This window comes from Streptomyces sp. NPDC041940 (assembly GCF_055589465.1).
Genome location: NZ_JBVJBP010000002.1, coordinates 408849 through 425942, shown reverse-complemented (window position 1 = coordinate 425942; position 17094 = coordinate 408849). Strand labels below are relative to the sequence as shown.

At 71.4% G+C, this 17094-nt stretch carries 6 protein-coding genes; 1 reads left to right on the top strand and 5 read right to left on the bottom strand.

The window, feature by feature from the left end:
- Window positions 1–4: 4 nt before the first annotated feature.
- The gene (locus ACZ6I3_RS06540; protein ID WP_469412257.1) at window positions 5–217 is read right to left on the bottom strand and encodes an MbtH family protein; all 213 of its coding nucleotides are present in this window, start codon (window positions 215–217) and stop codon (window positions 5–7) included.
- Window positions 218–311: 94 nt separating this feature from the next.
- Between ACZ6I3_RS06540 and ACZ6I3_RS06535 the strand changes: the two genes are divergently transcribed.
- Window positions 312–1418, top strand: coding sequence for an alpha/beta hydrolase-fold protein (locus tag ACZ6I3_RS06535; RefSeq protein WP_469412255.1), 1107 nt, complete (start codon window positions 312–314; stop codon window positions 1416–1418).
- Window positions 1419–1503: 85 nt separating this feature from the next.
- Here ACZ6I3_RS06535 and ACZ6I3_RS06530 read toward each other — a convergent pair whose 3' ends face one another.
- Genes ACZ6I3_RS06530 through ACZ6I3_RS06515 form a run of 4 tightly spaced genes read right to left on the bottom strand, consistent with a single transcriptional unit; the run spans window position 1504 to window position 17011 of the window.
- Window positions 1504–3204 (bottom strand): ABC transporter ATP-binding protein, encoded by a 1701-nt coding sequence (locus ACZ6I3_RS06530; RefSeq protein WP_469412253.1) that lies wholly within the window; start codon window positions 3202–3204, stop codon window positions 1504–1506.
- Window positions 3194–14104 (bottom strand): non-ribosomal peptide synthetase, encoded by a 10911-nt coding sequence (locus ACZ6I3_RS06525; protein ID WP_469412251.1) that lies wholly within the window; start codon window positions 14102–14104, stop codon window positions 3194–3196. The genes ACZ6I3_RS06530 and ACZ6I3_RS06525 overlap by 11 nt, the downstream gene beginning before the upstream one ends.
- Before the next feature lie 57 nt (window positions 14105–14161).
- Window positions 14162–15949: an ABC transporter ATP-binding protein gene (locus ACZ6I3_RS06520; protein WP_469412249.1), complete on the bottom strand. Its 1788-nt coding sequence runs from the start codon at window positions 15947–15949 to the stop codon at window positions 14162–14164.
- Window positions 15950–17011 carry an iron-siderophore ABC transporter substrate-binding protein gene (locus ACZ6I3_RS06515; RefSeq protein WP_469412247.1) on the bottom strand — a complete coding sequence of 354 codons (1062 nt, stop codon included), beginning with the start codon at window positions 17009–17011 and terminating at the stop codon, window positions 15950–15952.
- Between the last annotated feature and the right edge of the window lie 83 nt (window positions 17012–17094).

Genomic DNA, 17094 nt, shown 5'->3' with positions numbered 1-17094 from the left:
GAGGTCAGACGTCCATCGTCGCGGCGAGGGACCTCGGGCGCAGGTCCGTCCAGTGGGTCTCGACGTACTCCAGGCACGCTTCCCGGGTGTTCTCGTCGAAGGCGGTCGTCCAGCCCCCGGGTACCTCGGCGAACGACGGCCAGAGGGAGTGCTGGCCCTCGTCGTTCACCAGGACCAGGAAACGGCCCTCGTTGTCGTCGAAGGGGTTGGTGCTCATGCTCGATGCCTCCTTGGAAGGCCAAGATTAGGTTAGGCTCGCCTAATTGATTGGAGCTTAGCCTTTGTCCCTTCCCTCTCACAAGGAGACATCCATGCGCCTGGTCTCGGCCGACATGGAGGACGCCGACGCCTTCGCCGGGTTCGGACTGCCCGGCGCGCCCGGCACCGACGAGTTCTGGGCCGCCGCGGGAGCGCCCGCCTCGAAACCCGCCGAGGACGGTGGTTGGGTGACCCTGTTCCTGTGGCGCGGGTCGGAGGCGAGGGTCGGCTTCGAGAGCTGGTCGGAGCCGGTTCCCCTGCGGCGCTGGGCCGACTCGGACTGCTGGTACGCCGAGGTGCCCATGCCCGAGCGGCTGCGGGTGACGTATCAGTTCCTGGTGGACGACGCGGCGTACGCCGACCCGCTCAACCCGGCCGGTGCGGGCGGTGACCGGTCCGTCGCGGCGACGCCGGACGCGCCGGAGCAGCCGCACTGGCCGGCTGTCGGTGCCGACGAGGTGCTGCCCCTGCCGCGTACCAGGATCCGCTGGGCCAGTGAACGGCTCGGGGGGCGGCGGACCGTGCGGGTCCATCCGGTGGGGGGCGGTGGGCCTGTGGTGCTGCTGCTCGACGGGGACGACTGGCTGTATCTGCATCCGGCCATGACCGCGTTCGACTCGGCCGTGGCCGCGGGTGAGCTGCCGCCGGTCACGCTGGTCTTCCTGCCGGCTAAGGACCGGGTCGAGGAGTTCACGTGCCGGGCCGAGCTGTGGGAGGCGGTGCGGGACGAACTGCTGCCGTTGGTGGCGGAGTCGGGTGTGCCCGCCGATCTCGGTCGGCTGGTGGTCGCCGGGCAGAGTCTTGGTGGACTGAGCGCGGTCTACGCGGCGCTGGAGTTTCCGGAGCTGGTGTCGCGGGTTGCTTGTCAGTCGGGGTCGTTCTGGTGGACGCCGGGTGCCCTGCGGGCGGCCGATCCGTTGGGGGGTGCGGTCGGGGGTGTGATCGCTGAGCGGTTGCGGGAACGGCCTGACCTGTCGGGGCTGCGGGTTGCGTTCGATGTGGGGGAGCATGAGGCGCGGATGCTGCCGCACTGTGAGGTGGTCGAGGCCTTGGTCGAACAGAGCGGGGCGAGTGTGCGGGTTTCTCGGGCGGCTTCCGGGCATGACCGGGCGGGGTGGCGGCATGCGTTGGTCAGGGATGTGGGCTGGGCCCTCGGGTAGTGGATTTCTGCGGGCCGGTGGGGGCTGGTCGCGCAGTTCCCCGCGCCCCTGAAAAGAAGGGCATGCCCCCAGCCCCCTCAGAAGGTCACCGTGCGACCGCCAGGCAGTACGCCTCGTCGTTGGCGAGGAGGTTGCGGTGGGTGTCCTCGGCCGTGATCGTGCCGTCGTCCAGGACCAGGACCCGGTCGGCGGCGTCCAAGAAGGCCGGGCTGCTGGTGATGACGATGGTCGTGCGGCCTCGGCGTAGTTTCGCCACGTTGCGGGCGACGAGCTGTTCGGTGACCGCGTCGACCGCCGTCGTCGGGTCGTGCAGGACGAGGACGTCGGTGTCGGCCGCCAGCGCGCGGGCCAGGGACAGACGTTGGCGCTGGCCTCCGGAGAGGTTCGCGCCCCGGTCGCGGACGGCGTAGTCGAGGCCTTCGCGGTGCAGGGCGACGACGTCGGTCAGCAGGGACGCCTCGACGGCCTCGGGGACCGAACCGCTGGTGCCCGAGGGGTCGATGTTGGTGCGCAGGGTGCCCGCGAAGATCTCCCCGTCGTACGGGTTCACGAGAAGGTGCTCGCGGACCGCCTCCACCGACAGGTCCGCCAGCTCCTGCCCGCCGATCCGGACGACTCCCTCGTAGGTGCCGGGCGGGACGTTCACGGCCAGGACGGACGCCAGGTCGGCGGCGGCGCGCGGCTGGTAGGCGGCGATGGCGACGAACTCGCCGGCCGCCACCTGGAACCTCACCTTGTTCAGGGACCCGTGGCGGACGCAGTCGATGACCAGGTGCGCGCCCGGGGCCGGCCGCCCGGACCCCGGGGTCGTGACCGGCGGCGCCGACAGCACCAGCGCCATCCGCTCGGCCGAGGCGCGCGCGATCATCACGTACTTGGGCATCTCCGAGAACAGCTTCAGCGGTTCCATGATGAACTGCGCCAGGCCCACGGCCATGACGAGTTCCCCGATGGTGATCCGGCCGTCGAACGCGAGCCAGCCCGCCGTCAGGGTCACGGCTCCCGCGAGGACCGCGTTGAGGGCCAGCGCGGTGCCCGCGTACACGCCGTTCACCTTGGCGACGACGATCGACTGGTGCCTCGCCTCGGTGCTGACCTTCCGGTAGGAACCGAAGGCCGCGTGGTTGCCGCCGAATCCGTGCAGCGGGCGCAGGCCGGTGATCAGGTCGGCGACCTTCGCGCCGGCCCGCGCCACCCGGGCCTGCTGTTCCTGGGTGCTGCTGCCGATCCGCCGGGACATCACGCTGAGGATCGACAGGATCGCGACGGTGCCCACGATCACCAGCAGGCCGAGCCGGATGTCGGCCAGGCCCAGCGCGACGGCCGCGACGATCACCGCGACCATCGAGCTGATCAGCATCGGCACCACTTCGACGATGTCGGCGGTCTGGTCGGCGTCCTCGGTGGCGATGGTCAGGACCTCGCCGGACTTGAGGTCGACGTCCCTGGCCACCGGCTGCAGGCCGCAGGCCGCGACCTTCACCCGCCAGCGGTGTGCCTCGGTCGTGTTGGCCTTCTGCAGGATCCGCATGCCGAACCGCCACGACAGCGACACCGTCGTGATGATCACGGCCAGCGCGGCGATCGACAGGGCGAGCGCGCCGAGGCTCCGGCCGTCCTGCATCGTGTGCTCGACGATCATGCCGAGCGCGATGGGGAAGGCCGTCTCGCCGGCCTGGTAGAGGCCCATGAGGACGGTGCCCCAGGCCATGGCGCCTAGGTTGCGGCGCAGGGCCGTGCGGAGGATGGCGGCCCCAGGGCGGGGCCGCTGCGTGTCAGTTGTCATCGAGGTGGCGGGCAATCGCTTCGGGGGTTCGCAGGGTGAACAGGTCTCGGATGGTGATCACTGGACCGTACTCGCGGCGGAGCAGGCCGATCAGCCGTACCGCCAGCATGGAGTGTCCTCCGAGGGACACGAAGTCGCTCACCGCGCTCACCTCGTCGTCGTCCAGGTCCAGTGCTTCGGCGAAGTACTCGCACACCACGGTCTCGGTCTCGGTCTCCGGGCCCCGCTCCCCCACCGTGGTCAGCGCGCCGAGCGGCTTGGCCTCGGGCAGCGCCTTGGTGTCAGCCTTCCCGTTCACCGTCAGCGGGATGCTGTCGACCTGGGCGTAGTGCGTCGGCCGCAGGAAGTCCGGCAGTCCGGCGCCCACCTCGGCGGCGACAGCGGCCAGGTCGGCACCGTCCAGCACGAGATACGCGGCCAGCCGGTAGGCGCCGTCCACCTGTGGGTCGGGCTGGGCGACGGCGGCGGCGAACCGGACCGCCGGGTGCGCGGCGAACACGGCCTCGACCTCGCCGAGTTCGACGCGGTGGCCCCGGATCTTGACCTGCTGGTCGGTGCGGCCCAGGTACATCAGGTTGCCGTCGGGCCTGCGGACCACCAGGTCCCCGGTGCGGTACATGCGCTCGCCGGGCTCGCCGAACGGGCAGGCGACGAAGCGGTGCGCGCTCTGGGCGGGCTGCCCGAGATAGCCGCGCGCGATGCCGATGCCCGACACGTACAGCTCACCGGGCACCCCGTCGGGCAGCGGTCGCAGCCACGGGTCCAGGACGTACACGTCCGTGTTGTCGATGGCGACGCCCACCACCGGGTCCTGGCACTCGAAGGTGCCGACGCCCAGGGTGTTGATGGTGTACTCGGTGGGTCCGTACAGGTTGTAGCCGACCGTGCCCTCGGTCTCGGCGAGCCGCTGCCACAGCGTCGGGGTGACGGCCTCGCCGCCCAGCAGCACCAGCGCGGGCCGGCGTTCCGGGTTCTCCAGCAGGCCCTCGGCCACCAGTTGCTGTGCGTAGGTCGGGGTCACGTTGACGACGTCGATCCCGTGCTCCAGGCAGTACTCCACCAGCGCGGGCGCGTCGCGGCGCAGCTCCTCGTCGCAGATGTGCACTTCATGGCCGTCGGCGAGCCACAGCAGCTCCTCCCACGACATGTCGAACGCGAACGACACGGTGTGCGCGATCCGGAAGATCCGGTGGCCGTGCTCCGCCAGCACCGGCTCGAAGATCCGGCGCTGATGGTTGATCAGCATGTTGGTGAGCCCGGCGTACTCGGTCACCACGCCCTTGGGCTTTCCGGTCGACCCGGAGGTGTAGATCGTGTACGCGGGGTGCCGCAGCCGGTCCGGGTCGTCCGGCGCGAACGTCACGTACGGCTCGGCCTCGGGAAGGGGCCGGTCCAGTTCGATGAGGTCGCCGGTGAGCCGGGGCGCGACGGCGCTCACCGTGAGGATCACGTCCGGGCGGGCGTCGTCGACGATCGTGGCGATCCGCTCGTCCGGGTGGTCCAGCTCCAGCGGTACGTACGCGGCGCCGGCCCGCAGCACGGCGAACAGTGCCGCGATCCAGTCGAGGGAGCGCGGGATCGCGAGACCCACGGTCGTCTCGGGCCCGATTCCGCGCGCCGCGAGCACTCCCGCGATCGCGCGGCTGCGGTCCCGGAGCTCGGCGAACGTCATCGTCGCCCCGTGGGCGACGAGCGCCACCCGCTGCGGGTCACGGTCCGCGGCCTGGTCGAACCGGTCGACGACGGTGTCCGTGCCGACGTCCGTACGCTCGTCCCGCACGGGCTCCGGACCGAGCCCCCGCAGCGCGCCCACCGGCCCGGTCGACCGGGCCAGGTCTTCGAGCACGCTCAGGTAGTCGTCGAGCAGGCGGCGGGCGTTGCCGTCGTCGCCGTCGCGGTACTCCAGCTTGACCGTGAGCCGGTCGCCGGGGGTGACGACCCAGGTGAACGGGTAGTGCGTGGAGTCGTCGGCCTTCACCGAAGTGATGCCGTGCCGGGCGTTCATCTCGGCGAACGCGTCCATGTCCAGGAAGTTCTGCAGGACGAACAGGTTGTCGAACAGGGTGTCGTGCCCGCTGGCCCGCTGGATCTCGCCGAGTCCCAGGTGCTCGTGCTCCATCGCCTCGACCCGTGCCGTCTGTACGGCCGACAGGTACTCCCGGACCGACTGCTCCGGCCGGGCCCGCGTCCACGTGGGCACGGTGTTGAGCAGCACGCCGACGATGCCGTCCAGGCCCTCGCCGTCACGTCCGGAGACGGTCACGCCGAACACGGCGTCGCTGCGGCCGGTGTGCGCGCCGAGCAGCAGGCCGAACGCGCCGGTCAGTACCGAGTTCAGCGTGACGCCGTGCACCCTGGCCGCGTCCCGCAGCAGCTCGGACTGCTCGGCGGACAGCGAGTGCACGAGCGCGCTGGGCAGGTCGTCCGAGAGCGCCGGCGCCGGTCCGGCGAGCAGCGTCGGGCCGGGGAGAGCGGCCAGGTGCTCCGCCCAGAAGCGTTCCGCTACGGCGGGGTCCTTGGCGTCGAGCGCCCGGGCGTACTCCTCGAAGCTCGGCGTGGCCGGCACCGGGTCGAGCGGCTCGCCCGCGAGGACGGCACGGTAGGCGTCGAACAGGTCCCGCAGGACGATCTCGCGGGACCAGCCGTCCCACAGCAGCAGGTGGTAGCTGAGCAGCAGGCCGTCACGGTCGTCGGGCAGCCGTACGACGGTCACCCGGATCAGCGGTGGCTCACCCGGGTCGAAGCCGGTGTCGCGGTCCCGGGCACGCAAGGCGTCGACCTCGGCGTCCGTCGACAGCTCCACCGTGCGGACGTCGACCCGCCGGCCCGCCTTGAGGACCTGGACGGGATTCCCGTCGTCGTCCGTGCCGAAGCCGGCGCCCACGACCGGGTGCCGGGCGATGACGTACGCCATCGCCTCGGCCAGCGCGTCGGTGTCCAGGCGCCGGTCGAAAGTGAACCAGCTCTGTGCGACGTAGTGTCCGGCCGTGCCCGCCAGCTGGGCCTGGAAGAACAGGCCGCGCTGGAGCGGGGTGACCGGTGCGGTGCGCTCGGCGGTCGTGGCGGCGTCCGCGATGTGCTCCAGCGCTGCGCGCCAGTGCTCGGTGATCTCGTCGGGTATGCCCTCGGCGAGGGTGAACTCGGCGAGCAGACTGCCGGTCACCTCGTCGGTCCAGGCGTTGACCTCGACGGCGTACGGGCTGCCCTGGTCGCCGCCGGTGAGGTGCAGCGCCTGGGACTCGCTGCCCCGGCCGAGGTAGTTGAACAGCACCTGCGGGCGGGCGGTGAGCAGCGGGGCCGTCTGCGGGTCGAGATACCTGAGCTGCCCGTAGGCGACGTGGGCGCGCTCGTCCGGCTGGCGTTCGGCGACCTCGCGGGCCGCGGCGACCGGGTCGGTGTGCGCGGTGAGCCGTACGGGTGCGATGGCGGTGAACCAGCCGACCGTACGGGTGTAGTCGTGCTGTTCGAGGACCGGGACCCGGCCGTGCCGCTCCAGTTCGATCGCGAGATCGGTGGGCGACGGCTGGACGCGGGTCAGCGCGGTGCGCAGCGCGCCGCACAGCAGCTCGGTGAGACCGACGCCGAGTGCGGCGGGTGCGGTGCGGGTCAGGCGGTCGCTCACGTCGGGGTCGAGCACGACGGTGGTCTCACGCGGTCCGCCGACCGTGGGCAGCAGTTCGGGCGCCTGGAGCGTGGTGATCCAGTGGCCGAGATCGTCGAGCGCGCGGGTGGAGTGGAGCGTCAGGGCGTCGGCGTACTCGGCGTACGACGTGGTCGGCGGTGCCAGGGGCTCACCGCGGAGGGCTGTGGTCAGGTCGTCCAGCAGGATCAGCCAGGACACCGCGTCGACGGCGAGGTGGTGCACCGTGACCACGAGAGTGCGGGTGGCTTCCAGCCAGGCGAAGGCGATGACGTTTCCGGACTCGGGGTCGAGCTGTGCGGCGGCGTCGTTCGCCACGGCGGTGGCGTCGGTGGTGTCCGGGCGTACGACGGTGACCTCGTGGGCCGGTTCGGTGCGCAGGGCCCATACGCCGTGGTCGGTGCGGAGGCGTAGTCGCAGGGTGGGGTGGGCGGCGACTACGGCGTTCGCGGCGCGCTGGGCGTCCGTGAAGGTGCTGCCTTCTGGGGCCTGGAGGGTCCTGGCCTGGGCGAATCGGGTGAGGGAGCCACCGAGTTCGCGCTGGCGCAGGATGATCGGGGTCGGGGTGAGGGGGCCGTCTTCGCGGCGGGCGGGGGTGGGGGCGGCTGTCTGCGGTGTGCTCGTGGCCAGGTTGTCGGCCAGTGCGCGGGGGGTCTTGAGCAGGAAGACGTCACGGGGTGAGATCTGCAGGCCGAGGGTCCGGGCCCTGTTCACGACCGTGATGGCGACGATGCTGTCGCCTCCGGCGTGGAAGAAGTCGGTGTCGGCGGATATTTCCGAGCCGGGCAGGGTCTGGGTGAAGATCTCGATGAGGGTGGTGACTGCTGAGTTCTTGTCTGCGGGTGCGTGGGGGCTGGTCGCGCAGTTCCCCGCGCCCCCAAGGGTGCGTTCGGTCAGGGTCTTTCGGTCCAGCTTGCCGTTGACCGTCAGCGGTAGGGCGTCGATCGTGAGGACCTGGCCCGGGACCATGTGCACGGGCAGCTTCTCGGACAGGGAGGCGGTGAAGTCGGCGGGCAGACTGCCCACCACATGCGCGACCAGGTGATCGCCGGTGTCCGCCACCGTGACGGCCACGTCCACCACGCCGTCGAGTTCCCGTACGGCGGACTCGACCTCGCCCAGCTCGATGCGGAAGCCCTTGAGCTGTACCTGGTCGTCGGCGCGGCCCGTGAACCGCAGCTCGCCGTCGAGGGTGCGGACGGCGAGGTCGCCCGTGTGGTACATGCGGGAGCCGTCGTCCGCGAACGGGTTCGCCACGAAGCGGCCGGCCGTGAGGCCGGGCCTGCCGAGGTAGCCGAGCGACACCTGGTCGCCGGCGACGTAGATGGCGCCGATCTTGCCGGGCGGCACCGGGCGGAGCCGGTCGTCGAGGAGGTAGGTGGTCAGGCCGGGGATGGGGCCGCCGATGGGGCTGACCTCCTCGCCGGGGCCGAAGTCCTCGTCGGTGAGGACCCGGTGGGTGACGTGGACGGTCGTCTCGGTGATGCCGTACATGTTGACCAGCTCGGGCGTGCCCGTGCCGTGCCGCTCGACCCAGCCGCGCAGGCGTCCGAGGTCCAGGGCCTCGCCGCCGAAGATGATCCGGCGCAGGGCGGGGAGGGATTCGCCGGCGAGCCGGTCGGCCTCGATGAACTGGTAGAACGCCGACGGGGTCTGGTTGAGCACGGTCACCCCGCGCTCACGGACGAGCCGGTGGAAGTCGACCGGGGAGCGTGTCAGGCCGTACTCGGGGACCAGCAGCTCACCGCCGTACGCCAGCGCGCCCCACAGCTCCCAGACCGCGAAGTCGAAGGAGAAGGAGTGGAACTGGACCCACACGTCCCGCGGGCCGAAGTCCATGTCGGGCTGGGTGTTGGCGAGGAGCGTGACCACGCTGGAGTGCGGGACGGCGACGCCCTTGGGCCTGCCGGTCGAGCCGGAGGTGTAGATGACGTAGGCGGGGTTGTGCCAGCTCGCCTCGGGCTCGGGGGCGGCGTCCCCGGCCGGCAGCTCGTCACCCTGGACGAGCACCCGGGCCGGTACGTCCGCCCTGGCCAGCAGCGCAGTGAAGCGGTCGCGCTGCTCGCGGTCCACCAGGACGACCTGGGGGGCCGCGTCGGCGAGGATGTACTCCAGCCGGTCGTCTGGGTACGCCAGGTCCAGGGGGACGTAGGCGCCGCCCGCGCTGACGATCGCGACCAGGGCCACGACCTGTTCCAGGGAGCGCGGGACGGCAACCGCGACCCGCTTGCCCGGGCCGACGCCGGCCGCGCGCAGGGCGGAGGCCAGGTCGTCCTTGGTGGCGGCCAGTTCGCCGTAGGTCAGGGAGCGGGTGCCGCCGTCGAGGCCGCACTGGGTGACGGCGGTGGCGGCCGGGTCGCGGCGCGCGGCGGTGTCGAACAGGTCGCCCAGCGTCGTCGGGGTGATCGGCGCGGGACGGCGCTCGCTCTCGGGTGCCAGGTCGCCGACCAGGGCGTCCGGGCGGGTGAGCAGGCCGGTGAGGGTGTGGGTGAACGTGTGCAGGATCGACTGGGCGATCGTCTCCCGCAGCAGTTCGCCGTCGTAGATCAGGTTGAAGCGCGGCCGTCCGTCGAGCGCGCGCTCGACCACCAGCGTGAGCGGGTAGTGCGGCGCGCCCTCGTTGACGAGGTCGGAGACGACCAGGGTGTCGTCGGGTCGTCGCAGGGCGGCGACATCGGTCGCCACGTCGAAGACCACGAGGGTGTCGAACAGGGAGCCGGCGCCGGCCTGGCGGCCGATCCTCGCCAGGGAGACGTGCTGGTGCGGCAGGACCGCGCTCTGGTGCTCGCGGACCGAGGCGAGCAGGTCGCCCGCCGTGGCCCCGGAGGTCCAACGGGCCCGTACGGGAATGGTGTTGATGAACAGACCCACCATGTCCCCGATGCCGGGCACGTCGGCGTCGCGGCCGGAGACGGTGGAGCCGAACACCACGTCGCTGTCGTGCAGGATGCCGCCGAGCGTCACAGCCCAGGCGCTGTGCACGGCCACGCTCAGCGGTACGCCGGCTTCGCGGACGGCGGCGTCGAGGTCGCCCTCGGGCTCCACGGCGGTGTCGGCGAACCGGTCGGAGGGGGTGTGGTCCTCAGCGACCAGTGAGGGGCCGGGCAGTTCGGCGAGTTCGGCGTGCCAGACACGGTCGCTCTCGTCGTCGTCGCGTCCGGCGAGCCAGTGCACGTAGTCGGCGAAGCCGCCGATCGGGTAGACGGTCCCCGGGGCGTGATACTCGGCCAGCAGTGCGCGGAGCATCGGCGGCACCGACCAGCCGTCGGCGATGATGTGGTGCACGGTCTGCACCAGGACGTTCCGGCCGGATCCGGCGCGGACGAGTGTGTACCGCATCAGCGGGCCGGTGGCCAGGTCGAAGCCTTCACGGCGGTCCCGCTCGGCGAGGACGTGTATCTCCTCGTCGGTGATACCAGGGCGGTCCAGTGTGGTGAAGGGGGCCTCGACGCCGCTCTCCAGCACGGAGACCACGCGGCCGTCGGCGAGGGCGGTGAACCGGGCGGCCAGGTTCGGGAAGAGGGTGAGGAGGCGGGTGGCCGCCGTCGCGAGCCGTGCGGGGTCCACCTCGCCGTCGACGGTGAGGAGTTGCTGTTCGACGTAGGCACCCGCGGAGTCGTCGTCGAAGACGGAGTGGAAGTACAGGCCCTCCTGCAGCGGGGTGAGCGGCAGGATGTCCCGCAGTGCCGGGCCGTCGAGGGTGTCGACGTCGGCCTGGGTGAGCGGCACCAGGGGGAAGTCGCTGGGCGTGTGGCCGCCCTCGTCGAGTGCGGCGAGGCCGGCCAGGGCGACGCGGAAGTAGTCGCCGATGGCGGTGATGTCCGCGTCGGTGAACATGCCGTCGGGCCAGGAGATGGTGGTGACCAGCTCGTAGTCGCCGGTGGAGGCGGCGGGTTCGGCGATCGCGTTGAACTCCAGGGCGCGCGGCAGTCGCATCTGCGGGTCGCGCTTCTCGCCCAGCTGGCCGGTGGTGCCCGCGAGCTGCCAGTCGCCGGGGGCGCCTGCGGCGAAGCGGCCCAGGTAGTTGAAGAGGACCTGCGGTGCGGGGGCGTCGAACTCGCTGCCGGTGAGGTAGCGCAGGGCGCCGTAGGAGACGCCGTTGTCGGGGACCCGGGCGAGGTCTTCCTTGACCGCCTTGAGGGCGGCCGCCAGATACGCGGGGGTGGTGAGGTCGGCCGCCGTGCCGGGGTCGACGGTCACCGGGAAGAGGGTGGTGAACCAGCCGACGGTCCGCGACAGTTCCGGCTCGAAGCCGGCGGTGCCCGCGACGAACTGTGCTTCGCGACCGTGGCCTTCGAGTTCGATGTGGGCGAACGTCTGGTCCTGGCCGAGGTCGCGGCGCCAGTGGGCGAGGGCGACGGAGAGCGCGGTCAGCAGGACGTCGTTGACGCCCGCGTGGAACTTCGCCGGGATCTCGCCGAGCAGCGCGGCCGTGATCTCGGGGCCCACCGAGACGGTCCGCAGCCGCTCGTGCGCGACGGTGTCGGTCTCGGACAGGGCGCGCCTGCCGATCAGCTGGTCCTCGCCCGGCAGGGGGCGCCGGTAGTAGGCGCTGTCCGCGTCGAACGCGGCGCGTTCCAGCAGCTGGGTCCAGCGCCGGAAGGACGTGCCGACCGGGGGCAGCTCGATCGGCGTGCCCGAGGTGAACTGCCGCCAGGCGGTGGCCAGATCCTCCATCAGGACGCGCCAGGACACACCGTCGATGACCACATGGTGGGCGACCAGGACCAGTTGCCGTGCCGCACGGCGCCAGACGGCACGCAGCATCGCGCCGCCGTCCGGGTCGAGGCCCTCGGTGGCGAGCGCGACGCACTCCTCGACCGGCAGATCGCTCTCCTGCCAGGTCACGAACGCCCCGTCCGCCTCCGGGATGTCGAAGCTCCAGTCGTCGCCGCGCACCAGCTTGGCGCGCAGCATGTCGTGGTGCCGGACGAGGGCCGAGAGGGTTTCGTCGAGGGCGCCTGCGGTCAGGTCCGCCGGGGTGTTGAGCACGACGGACTGGACGAAGCCGTCGACGGCGTCCGTGGTCTCGCCGAGCCACTGCACGATGGGCGATCCCACGACGGTGCCGGTGGCGACGTCGGCGTGGTCGACGGTGGAGACGTCCTCGCGGCTCGCGACCGCGGCCAGGGCGCCCACGGTGCTGTGGGTGAAGATCTGCCGGGCCGTGACGTGCAGGCCCTCGTCGCGCAGGGCGCTCAGCAGGGAGATGGCCAGGATGCTGTCGCCGCCGAGCTGGAAGAAGTCCTGGTCGACACCGACCTCGTCGAGCCGCAGCACCTGCGCGACCGCGGCGCACACGGCACGCTCGTCGTCGGTGCTGGGCCTCACGAGGGAGCCGGTGTCGATCGTGGGCTCGGGCAGGGCGTTGCGGTCGAGCTTGCCGTTGGCGGTGAGCGGGAACGCGTCCATCACGACGAGGTGGGTCGGCACCATGTACTCGACCATGTGCTCGGTCGCCCACGCCTTGACCTCGTCGGCCCGGAGGTCCTCGCCGCCGGCGGCCGGGATGACGTAGCCGACGAGGTAGGTGCCGCCGGCCGAGTTCTTCTTCGCGACGACGCAGGTGTGCCGGACCCGGGGGTGTTCGGCGAGGCCGGCCTCGACGTCCTCTATCTCCAGCCGCATGCCGCGGATCTTGATCTGGTTGTCGGCGCGGCCGAGGAAGTCCAGGGATCCGTCCGGGGCGAAGCGCGCGAGGTCTCCGGTCCGGTAGAGGCGGGAGCCGTCGGCGGCGAAGGGGTTGGCCACGAACCGGGAGGCGGTCAGGCCGGGGGCGTTGACGTAGCCGCGGCCCAGGAGGAAGCCGCCCACGTAGAGTTCGCCGCCGACGCCGACGGGGACCGGGCGCAGTTCCTCGTCCAGGACGTACAGCTGGGTGTTGGGGTTGGCCTTTCCGATGGACGTCGACAGGCGTTCCGCGGCGCCCCGGTAGATGACGTGAGAGACGCCGATCGTCGTCTCGGCGGGGCCGTAGCCGTGGTACATGGGGACGTCGCCGAGCTTGGTGCGGAACCGCTCGTACAGCTCGGGGGTGAGCACCTCGCCGCCGCACCACACGTGTCGCAGGCTGTCCAGGCGGCCGGTGTCGCCGGCCATCTCCAGCAGCACGTCCAGCATGGACGACACCAGGTAGGTGAAGGTGACGCGCTGTTCGGCGATGACGCTCAGCAGATGGTGCGGGTCGCGTTCGCCGCCGGTGCGCAGGACCACCAGCCTGCCGCCGGAGACCAGGGGCAGGAAGACCTCGTTGATGGATATGTCGAAGGAGAGGGGCGCCTTGAACAGCGAGGCGTCGTCGTGGCCGAAGCCCAGGATCTCGTTGACCTGCCAGAGCAGGCGCTCGCTGATCGCCTCGTGCCGGATCATCGCGCCCTTGGGCCGCCCGGTGGAACCGGACGTGAAGATGACATAGGCCAGGGCGTCGCCGAGGACGGTGACGCCGGTGCCCTCGGCGGGGTGGGAGGCGTATCCCCAGTCGCCGAGGTCGACGGCCACGGCCTCCGGTTCGGCCGGGTCGTGCTGGCCCGAGGCGTTGAGCTGCAGGACGACCCGGGCGTCCTCGATGACGACGGCCCGGCGCGCGGCGGGCCACTGCGGGTCGAGCGGCACGAAGGCGCATCCGGCCTGGAGTGCGGCGAGCAGCCCGATCACCATGTCGGCGGAGCGGGCCAGGGAGATGCCGACGACCTGTTCGTGGCCCAGTCCGCGTGCCATGAGGTGGTGGGCCAGCTGGCTGGAGAGCTCGGCCGCCTGGCGGTAGGTCAGCGAGCGGTGCTCGTCCACGATGGCGACGGCGTCCGGTCTGGTCCGCGCCTGCTCCCGGAACATCTCGACGACGCTCGGGCGGACCCGGTCGGCCTCGTTGTCGTTCCACTCGGCCAGGGTCCGGAGCCGGGCGGCCACACTGGAGGGGCCGATGGTGCCGAGCGGCCGGTCCGGGAAGTCGGCCAGGTCGTCCAGCGCGAGCTGCGCGTCGGCCGGTGCGACGTCTTCCGGGAGGGTGATGGTCAGGCCGTCCGGGCCGACGCCCCAGCCGGCGGGCGCCGACCCGCCGTTGTCGACCCAGCCGAGGACATCGGCGAAGAGTGTGCCGGGCGCGAGGTCGATACCGTCGGGGCTCTGCCCCGTCGCCCAGTACGACAGACCGATGGCGCACGCTTCGGCGATGGTCCTGTCCGGGTAGTCACCTGTGCGCCGGCGGACATCGGCCAGGCGGGTGGGGGAAAGCAGTGCGACACGAGCGCGCGGTTCCATCATCGAAGACTCAGCGTCCCTTCCAGAATGTGGAGTTAGGCTAACCTAAATAAGGGTTGCCTAACTACCCTCTCGCCAGGCCCGCCACAGACGTGCGTACCGGCCGCCCAGAGCCACCAGCTCCTCGTGCGTGCCCTGCTCCACGACGCGTCCCGCGTCCAGCACGGCGATCCGGTCGGCGGCCATGGCCTGGGTCAGCCGGTGCGCCACGAACAGCGTCGTGCGGCCCGCGCAGGCGGCCAGTACGGCTCGCTCCAGCTCGGCGGCGCCCTCGCTGCCGGCCTCGGCGGTCGACTCGTCGAGCACCACCACGGGCGCCCGGCCCAGCACCAGCCGGGCCAGCGCGACCTGGGCCACCTTGGTGACGTCCAGGCGCTCGCCGCCCTCGCCGACCGAGGTGTTCAGCCCGTCGGGCAGCGCGTCGACCCAGCCGTCGGCGCCGACGGTGCGCAGGGCATCCCTCAGTTCGGCGTCGGTCGCCTCCGGCGCGGCCAGCCGCAGATCCTCGGCGAGCGGACCGGAGAACACATGTGTCTCCTGCGTCAGGATGCTCACCAGGGCCCGCGCCCCGGCCTCGTCCAGGTCGGCGAGATCGGTCGGCCCGACCCGCACGGACCCGGCTTCGGGGGTCCCTATGCCGGCGATCAGCGCGGCCAGGGTCGTCTTGCCCGCGCCCGTCGCCCCCACCAGGGCGAGCGAACCACCGGCGGGAATGGTCAGGTCGACATCCCGCAGCACCGGATCCTCGGAGCCGGGATAGCGGAACGTCAGCCCCCGCACCACCACCGGGTACGAACCGGCCTCGGCCGCCGGGACGGACTCGTCGCCCACCAGGCGCTCCTCGGCGGCCTCCCCCAGCACTCCGACCAGACGGGTCAGGCTCGCGCCCGACTTCTGCGCCTCGTCGAAGGTGAACATGATGGCGCCCAGCGGGGTGAACAGCCGGTGGAACAGCAGCGGGGCCGCCGACACCTCGCCGAGGCTGGCGGCGTCGGCCTCCAGCAGGGCGTACCCCACGACGAGGATCAGGACGAGACCGATGAACTCGGCGCGGTTCTCCCGGCCGACGAACCGGCCGAAGAACCGGAACACCTCGACGCCGAGGTCGCGCACCCGCCACGACTCACTGGTGACCTTCTCGCGGAAGGCGCCCTCGAGGCGGTACGCGCGGACCGTGTCGATGCCGTTGAGACCGCTGATGAACGCCTGCGCCCGGTCGGCCTGGGCCACTCGCTGTTTCCGGTAGAGCGGTGCGGACCGGGGCAGATACCAGCGCAGGGCCAGGGCGTACGCGGGCAGTGCGCCGGCGCCGGCCAGGCCGAGCCGCCAGTCGAGACCGAACATGCCGAGGGTGGCGATGACGACCAGCACGCCCGCCGAGAACACGGTGGGCACGGCCGTGCGGATGCCCTTGGACAGCACGGCCACGTCGTCACCGACCCGGGAGAGCACGTCTCCCCGGCCTACTTGCTCGATCCGGGCGCTCGGCATTCCGAGCACCGCCCGGACGGCGCCTTCGCGCAGCCGGGCCAGCAGATCCGCGCCCAGCCGTCCGATCAGGTAGGTGGAGACCGCGGTGGCCGCCGCGCCGAGCAGCGCGGCGGCACCGATCAGCACCCCGATCGTGACCAGGATCGATCGTTCCTCGCCCCCGACGACCCCGTCGACCACACGGCCGAGCAGGAGCACCGGGAGCACCTGGAGCGCCGCCCCCGCGACCGTGGTGAGCACGGTGGCGGCCGTCAGCCAGGGCATCTCACGGCAGTGCGCCGTGACCCATCGGGTGGCTTCGCGGCCGGTCGTCGTGCGCAGGGTCGCCGGGGCGGCATGCGTTTCGGTGGTGCTCACTTACTGATCGACCGACTTGACGAGCTCGTCGATCGCGTACGGCATGGACAGCAGGGTGCCCTGGGAGATGGCCGCGCCGACCGCGGGTCCCTCACTGTCGAGCAGGTACGACACGTTGCCCTTCTTCACGGCGTCCAGGTTGGCGAAGAGCTTGAACTTCTTCAGCGCCTCGGTGTCGGCCTTGTCGTTGATGACGAAGATGTGGTCGACGTCGACGAGGTCGATCCGCTCGGGCGAGAGCTTGGTGTAGAAGCTGCCGCCGGCGACCTTGTCGATCCCGGTCTGGTACTTGTAGCCGATGCCCGACACGAGCCGGCCACGCACGTCGGTGGAGGTGAACGGCGCCACCGAGTTCTCGTACCAGGACAGCGCGACCGCGGTCTGCTTGCCGAGCTCCGGGTGGTCCTTCTTGGCCGTGTCGAGCTGGCCCTGGATGTCGTCGACCATCTTCTTGCCCTCATCGGCCTTGCCGAGGGCCTTGGCGATGTGCAGGGCGTTGTCCTGCCAGGGCGCGCTGAAGGGCTCCTTCTCGGCCTTGGTGCGGGCCACCGTCGGCGCGATCTTGGACAGCTTGTCGTAGGCGGCCTTGTCGATCTCGGAGTAGACCGCGACGATCAGGTCCGGGCGCAGGGCGGCGATCTTCTCGTAGTTGGGGCCGGAGTCGCCGTTCTTCATGACGACCTCGGGCTTGGTGTCGCCCCACTTGTCCTTCACCCAGGGCCACTGGGTGTTGATGTCAGGGCTCTTGCCCGGGGGGTTCGGGTACTGGTCGACCATGCCGACGGGCTTGATGCCGAAGGCCAGGATGGTCTGGTCGTCGGTGTAGCCGACGGAGACGACCCGCTTGGGCGCCTTGTCGACCGTCGTGGATCCGAAGGCGTGCTCCACGGTCACCGGGAAGGCGCCGGCGGACGCGGCCTGCGTGCCGTCGTTCTGCTGGTCCGTCTTGTCCGCCGAGTCGGAACCGCATCCCGCGAGGAGACCGACGCCGAGGGTGGCGGCGGTCAGTATCGCCGCCATGCGCCGCCAGGGCCTGCTGAGCGTCGTTCGGTGGAGGAGCATCCAAAACCCCTTGCTTTCGAGCTAGTTCGCTGCACCCTCGCCTAAGGGCAGGCAAACCTTACCGTGACTGAGTGAGGTTAGCC